We start from the raw sequence: 6684 nt of genomic DNA, 5'->3' as shown, positions 1-6684 counted from the left end.
GTGCAATCTATAACTTCTGGTACAGATAGAATAACTTCTTCTATTTCTTTCGGACTCACTCTTTTTCCAGCTACTTTTAAGATTTCTTTTTTTCTGGCCATCAAATAATAATATCCATCTTCGTCAACTATGGCAACATCTCCTGTATAAAGCCAATCATTTTTAATGGTTTTCAGCGTTTCCTCGCCCTCTTTGTAATAGCCCAACATAATATTCTCGCCTTTGGCCAATAATTCACCTTCTTGATGTACGTCTAGACTTTCACCTTTTTCATTAACAATCTTAAATTGCACGCCAGGAATAGGCTTTCCAATAGAACTTGTTTTTTTATGGATCATAGAAGGTTCTAAATATGCTAATCTTGCCGTAGCTTCGGTTTGCCCATACATGATATAAAATTGCTTGTCAGGAAAGGCTTGGGTGAATTCATCTATAAAAACTGTATGCAATTTCCCTCCTGCCTGAGTAACATATCTTAAATCTGGAAATGGCGTCGTTTTAAAAGTTTTTGATTTTTTTAATAGAATTTGAAAATGACTAGGGACACCTGCAAAACCAGTACATTTATAATCCTTCATATCGCTTAAAACTGCACCTAAAAACATAAAACTATTATTTAAAACAAGAGAACCTCCGACTTTTAAATGGGTGTGCAAAAGAGATAGACCATAGCAATAGTAAAAAGGTAAAACTACGCACATAACATCTTGGGCTGTTAGGTTCAAATAAGAAACAATAGACCTGGTGTTAGCTATAATATTCTGATGGCTTATCATAACTCCTTTAGGAGTCCCGGTTGATCCAGAGGTGAAAATAATTTCTGCTAACTGCTCTTTTTCAACCTTAACATAATAATCTTTCACAGCTTGAATATCTCCAATCTGGTCCAATCCTTCTTCTTCTATAACAAGAACATGCGACGGAATTTCATATTTTCCCCGAACACTTTTTGCCATAAAAATGGTGTCGCAATCGGTGGTTTCAATTATAAAATCTAGATTTTCTTGTTCTATGGCAAAGTTTAAAGGCACACATACATTTCCGGATTTCAAGATTCCCAGATAAGCCGAAATAAAGAATTTTGAGTTCGGACTTATTAAAATCATGTTTTTCTTGTCCCCAAAATACCTATTTAAAAAGGAGGCCAGTTTTAAACTTTCTGTATGGAATTCCTTAAAAGAAACCGTTTCTTTAGAACCTAATAAAAAGTTCTTGTCCAGGTCTTTTGAATTTTCAAAAAGGTAATCGAAAACATTCATGTGTTATAATTTAAAAAATAGGACGCATTCGTAAATACTCTGTTGTTTTTCTTTTTCTTTCAAAACTTGTATAGATATTTTCAATCTCTTTGGCTGTTTTGTCCATCACTTTTCCAACCTCATCTGCTGGATAACCATTTTCCCATCCATACCAAATTAAATCCATAGATTCAAAAGGCATTTGGTAGAAGAAATCTTCTTGTGTTTGTTCTGCTGTATAGGTATCTGTAGTTGGGGTCCTATCAATAATTTCTTGTGGCACCCCTAAATGCTTTGCTAATTGGTACACTTGTGTTTTGTAAAAATGTCCAATTGGCATAACATCTGCTCCACCATCACCATGTTTTACAAAAAAACCTTGTTCAACCTCATGTTTGTTCGGGGTTCCAATAACAGCATAATGCATACGCTCGCCGTGGTAATAAAGCATTGCCATTCGACTACGTTGTTTAAAATTAGTAGAAGCAACAATTTGCAAATATTCTCTTGCTGGCAAAAGCTTGCTAATAACTTCGCCATTTGGCTTAATAACGGTAATAGAGAAAATTGCAGGAATATTTTCGGCTATATTTTGTTTGATTTCAATTTTTGCCTTATCCTTAGCTTTATCGAAACTTGGAACCACTCTTAAAATAGCATCATCTCTTCTTTCGTAGCATCCAAAACCGTCTAAAGCTTTGGTAATGTCCTCAACCAAAGTGCTTACTCCAAATTTAGCAGCTAATTTTTCGGCTAATTCTCGACTATCATCACTTGAATCTTGCTCTGGAAGCATAATGGCCAGCACGTTTTTAGGTCCAAAGGCTTTAGCAGAAAGAGCCAAGCAAACAGAGGAGTCTATACCTCCACTAATTCCAATAACGCCTCCACGACGTTGTAATTTTTTAGCAACATCCGTCTTTAGTTTGTCTATAATATCGTTACAAACTTGATCTATATTCTCTATATGAATAATGTCTTTCGAAAAAGGTTTACGTGGTTCTGATTTCATAGTTTTAATGGTTTTATTCAATAATTATTTTATCTAAGGTGATTAAATCGCTTTCTGATAGTTCTGGGATAGATTTTTTCACAAATAATTCGTATAAAATTTGAATGGATAAAATAGCAGTCATAGCCATATTATCTATTTCTGAAACACCTTTATTCGATGTTATTTTTGAATGTAAGGTTTTCACGTGTTCCAAGTTAAAAATACCAAATTCTTTGATGCAATCCTCTGAAAGCATAGTTTTTAAATAATCCGGCAAGTCTTCTGAAACAAAAAGACTTCTAATAGGTGCGCGATAGGCTTGTTTGGATCGGTTTAAAATTTCTTCTGGCAATCTGCCTACCATCATTTTTTTTAATAGGAATTTTTCATTTAAGCCATGTAGTTTTAAATCTGGATGTAATTTCATACAGAACTCAATAACTCGATGGTCTAAAAACGGATAGCGACCTTCAATGGAATTGGCCATTCCCATTCTATCTCCTTGCGAAGACAACAAATAGCCAGACATAAATAAATTAATTTCCAGCCATTGCGCTTTTGTAAGATAATCATAACCTTTTAATTTAGATTCTAGCTGTTTTTCTAAATCTTCAATTGGTGTATAATCTTTAATGTCTTCCTTAATGGCATCCGAAAAATAGTTCTTAATTCTACTGGTATTATGCCATCTTAACAAATGCGAATAAACTGGGGATTCGGTTTCACTAAGCTTATACCCAAAAAACATTTTTAGCATGTTACTGCTCGAGTCGCGAATTTGTGGTAAATAAGGATAGAGTTTTTTTAGTAATAAAGGCCTGTATTTAGACTTTGGGTCTTTAGCCCAAAAGTGTTTGATTTTTGTTTCTTTAAAAATATTATAGCCACCCAAAAGCTCGTCTGCACCTTCACCTGTAATCACCACTTTTATGTTCTGGTCTTTTACGCTTTTAGCCAGCAAACTCATTGGAGTTGGTGCTGTGCGCAATAATGGTGCTTCCGCATACCAAATAACCTCTTTAAAATGATTTGAAATATCATTTTCACTACAAGTTACACTAGAATGCTCTGTATTAAAATAGGCTGCCGCTATGTTTTGATAGGACGACTCGTCGAAATCCTTTTCGGTAAAACCAATAGAAAAAGTTCTTAATTTTTCAGGGGAAACCTGTTTTATAAAAGATGTTGTAATGCTAGAATCAATACCACCACTTAAATAGGCGGCTACTGGAACATCGGCTCGAAGTCTTAATTTAATGGAGTCTAAAAAAATGGATTCAAATTCTTTGGCAGCTTCTTCCACATTATCAAACGCATAGGCATCAGGTTTTACAATAGGTAATTCCCAATAAGTGCTTGTGGTTATATTTTTAGAATTAACAAGCATGTAGCATCCTGGAGGCACTTCAAAAACATCTTCAAATACCGTATTTGGAGATAAAGCAGTCCAAAAAGTAACATATTCTGCAAGTGCTTTTTTCGAAAACTTCAGTTTAATTCCTGGATATTCCAAAAATGTCTTTATTTCAGAGCCAAAAACAAAAGTATCTTCTATTTGTGTGTAATACAAAGGTCTGATTCCAACTCGATCTCTAGCCAAAAACAATTCCTCTTTAGTTTTATCCCAAATTGCAAATGCAAACTGTCCGTTCAACATATTAAGACATTCCAGACCGTATTCTTCATATAAATGAACAATTACTTCCGTATCGCTACTTGTTTTAAAAACATGATTTTTTTTGAGTAAATCTTCTTTCAACTCAATATAATTGTAAATTTCACCGTTAAATACAATCCACAAGCTCTCGTCTTGATTAGAAATAGGCATGGTTGCTCCAGAACTTAAATCAATGATGCTTAATCGTACACTACCTAAACCTACCTTATCAGATACATAAACACCACTTTGGTCTGGACCACGATGTTTAATTCTAGTAAGCATGTTTTGTAATGTTGAAACAGATTGCTTCTTGTTTAAATTTCCATAAAAACCAGCGATGCCACACATATTAGATTCGTTGTTGGTTACCGATTAAATTAAGCTTTAACGGCTAGTTTATTGTTTACAAAAGAGACAATATTATTTATAGATTCGAAGTTTTTAGGATTCAATTCCTCATCATTAACTTCTACTTCGAAAGTTTCTCCCAAAAATTCAATTAGAAACAATAAGCCCATAGAATCCAACAGCCCATTTTCAAAAATCAAGGCATCATCTTCTACATCTTTTACATCTGACAGTGAGGCATCTAAAATATAAGATTTTATATCTTCTTTAATTTCGTTTATATTTTTCATTAGAAAGTAAGGTTTTAACACGAATATGCGATACTCATGTTTTAATTATTGATTAATAGCGTATTATATATTTTAAAAATCCAGTTAATTAGATTTTTAAAATTGATTTACTAATATTATTACCGATTTTTTTTGCAGGATTACCTAAATAAACACTCCATTCTTCGGTATTTCTTGATATTGTTGTTGCTAACCCTACCAAAGTACCTTTTGCCAAAACAATTCCATTTCTTAATGTAGAATTTGTACCTAAATATGAATTTTCTCCTATAACACAATTATCAGCCATAGCCACATGAGAAGCAAAAGTAACATGATCTTTAACCACTCCGTGGTGAGCCACCAAATTAAAGCTCCACATCATTACATTATTTCCAATTTTAGTAAAAGGGTGAAAAATATTTCCAGATTGTATAAAACAATTATCACCAATATCATCTGTATAAATAGTAGCCTTACTACTAATATAGGTTATCATAGCATAACCTTTTTCCTTAATTGCGTAATAAACTTTTTCTCTTACTGTATTCATTTGTTCCGAATTCATCGGTGCGAAAAACTTATATTCATCAATAGGATACATTTTTTCTACAGTTTCAAAAGCAATAACAGGTAAGGTTAGAAATCTTTCGTTTCCTTGCAAATTCTCTTTATATTCACAAAAAGCAACAACCTCATGATCCGAATCATTTGTTAAATAATAGTGAGCTATTTCAGCCATTTCCTTTAATCCAAATATTATTACTTTAGACATTTTAGAGTTAGTTTTTATAATTAGTTAAAATCAATTTTATAATTATTAAAAAGTTGTTCATATTACATTTAAACAAATGATTAAACAATAATTTTAATTAAGTTTTGAATATAACTCCTATTTTATACTTAAAACATGGCATATCGAAAAAACTCATTATAAGGTATTTAAAAATCGGCTTAATGCATAGTCGTACACTACCTAAACCTACCTTATCAGCTATATAAACACCACTTTGGTCTGGACCACGATGTTTAATTCTAGTAAGCATGTTTTGTAATGTCGAAACAGATTGCTTCTTGTTTAAATTTCCATAAAAACCAGCTATGCCACACATATTAGATTTGTTGTTGGTTGCTGATGAAATTAAGCTTTAACAGCTAGTTTATTGTTTACAAAAGAGACAATATTATTTATAGATTCGAAGTTTTTAGGATTCAATTCCTCATCATTAACTTCTACATCGAAAGTTTCCCCCAAAAATTCAATTAGAAACAATAATCCCATAGAATCCAGCAAACCATTTTCAAAGATTAAGGCGTCGTCTTCTACATCTTTTACATCTGATAACGATGCTTCTAAAATGTATTTTTTAATATCGTTTTTTACGTCGTGTTGTTTTTCCATTCTTAATATATAACATTTAATAAATTATCCAATTCATAGCATAGATTTAGAATCTCTATCTATTCTACTATTAATTATGGTTAGGGAGAAATTAAATAGTATAGATAACAGCAAGTTATTGAGTCTAATATAATCCTATTTTCGGAAACTAAAAAAGAGTATTTTAAACTATTCGTTAAAGTTGACAAAACATCAGATTAACGTGGCCAAATTACGTGTTTACGAGTTTTTATAGTTTATGAAATCTCTAAAACATCAATATCTTTTATAAAGAGGCCAATATTAGTATCTTTATAGAAAGAATAAATTAAGATGAAAGATATTGCTCTAATTGATGATACTTTTATAGAACAAAACACGCATTTTCCTACTTTGATATCAAAATTAAAGGCTGCTTTTGCTTCTTCGACCATTCAAGTTCCGATGCGGCATCATCACGATTTCCCAAATCCGAAAGAAAAGATAGACTCAACCTTGCTACTAATGCCTGCTTGGAATCCCGGAAAAGAAGCTGGTGTTAAAATGGTAACTGTAAGTCCAAATAATGGGATATATAATCTACCCGCAATTCAAGGCACATACTTATATTTAGATGCGCACAAAGGCTCGATAAAAGCCATTCTAGCTGCAAAATCTTTAACTGCAAAGCGCACAGCTGCAGCATCCGCATTGGCTTCTAGTTATTTGTCTAGAGAAAATTCATTTTCACTTTTAATGATTGGCACAGGGGTCTTATCGGTTAACTTAATCTTAGCCCATGCCAGTGTTAGACC

7 protein-coding genes and 1 pseudogene are annotated in these 6684 nt (G+C 32.6%); 1 reads left to right on the top strand and 7 read right to left on the bottom strand.

All coding sequences use genetic code 11. From position 1 onward, the window contains the following. From VKY47_RS10265 to VKY47_RS10235, 7 genes are all read right to left on the bottom strand, one after another. The coding region (locus VKY47_RS10265; protein ID WP_324312559.1) for an AMP-binding protein at window positions 1-1259 on the bottom strand (1259 nt) is incomplete at its 3' end. A 10-nt stretch (window positions 1260-1269) separates the two neighbouring features. Further along, a complete protein-coding gene (gene nadE, locus VKY47_RS10260) occupies window positions 1270-2250 on the bottom strand; it encodes an NAD(+) synthase (RefSeq protein WP_324312557.1) in 981 nt (326 codons plus the stop codon). Between the two features lie 13 nt (window positions 2251-2263). Next, entirely contained in the window at window positions 2264-4240 is a 1977-nt protein-coding gene (gene asnB / locus VKY47_RS10255) for an asparagine synthase (glutamine-hydrolyzing) (RefSeq protein WP_324312556.1), read from the bottom strand. A 29-nt stretch (window positions 4241-4269) separates the two neighbouring features. Next, complete coding sequence (locus tag VKY47_RS10250; RefSeq protein ID WP_324312554.1) at window positions 4270-4530, bottom strand: acyl carrier protein; 261 nt, start codon at window positions 4528-4530, stop codon at window positions 4270-4272. Between the two features lie 88 nt (window positions 4531-4618). Next, window positions 4619-5284: an acetyltransferase gene (locus tag VKY47_RS10245; RefSeq protein WP_324312552.1), complete on the bottom strand. Its 666-nt coding sequence runs from the start codon at window positions 5282-5284 to the stop codon at window positions 4619-4621. Between the two features lie 97 nt (window positions 5285-5381). Then, window positions 5382-5621: a hypothetical protein gene (locus tag VKY47_RS10240; protein ID WP_324312551.1), complete on the bottom strand. Its 240-nt coding sequence runs from the start codon at window positions 5619-5621 to the stop codon at window positions 5382-5384. A gap of 29 nt (window positions 5622-5650) precedes the next feature. Beyond that, entirely contained in the window at window positions 5651-5911 is a 261-nt protein-coding gene (locus VKY47_RS10235) for an acyl carrier protein (RefSeq protein ID WP_324312549.1), read from the bottom strand. A 312-nt stretch (window positions 5912-6223) separates the two neighbouring features. Here VKY47_RS10235 and VKY47_RS10230 point away from each other — a divergent pair. Next, a pseudogene (locus tag VKY47_RS10230) lies at window positions 6224-6684 on the top strand (bifunctional Delta(1)-pyrroline-2-carboxylate/Delta(1)-piperideine-2-carboxylate reductase); the annotation flags it as partial.

The organism is Xanthomarina sp. (assembly GCF_035306705.1).
Lineage (GTDB): Bacteria > Bacteroidota > Bacteroidia > Flavobacteriales > Flavobacteriaceae > Xanthomarina.
Note: the sequence above shows the minus strand (reverse complement) of the source record. Positions and strands in the feature narration are given on the sequence as shown.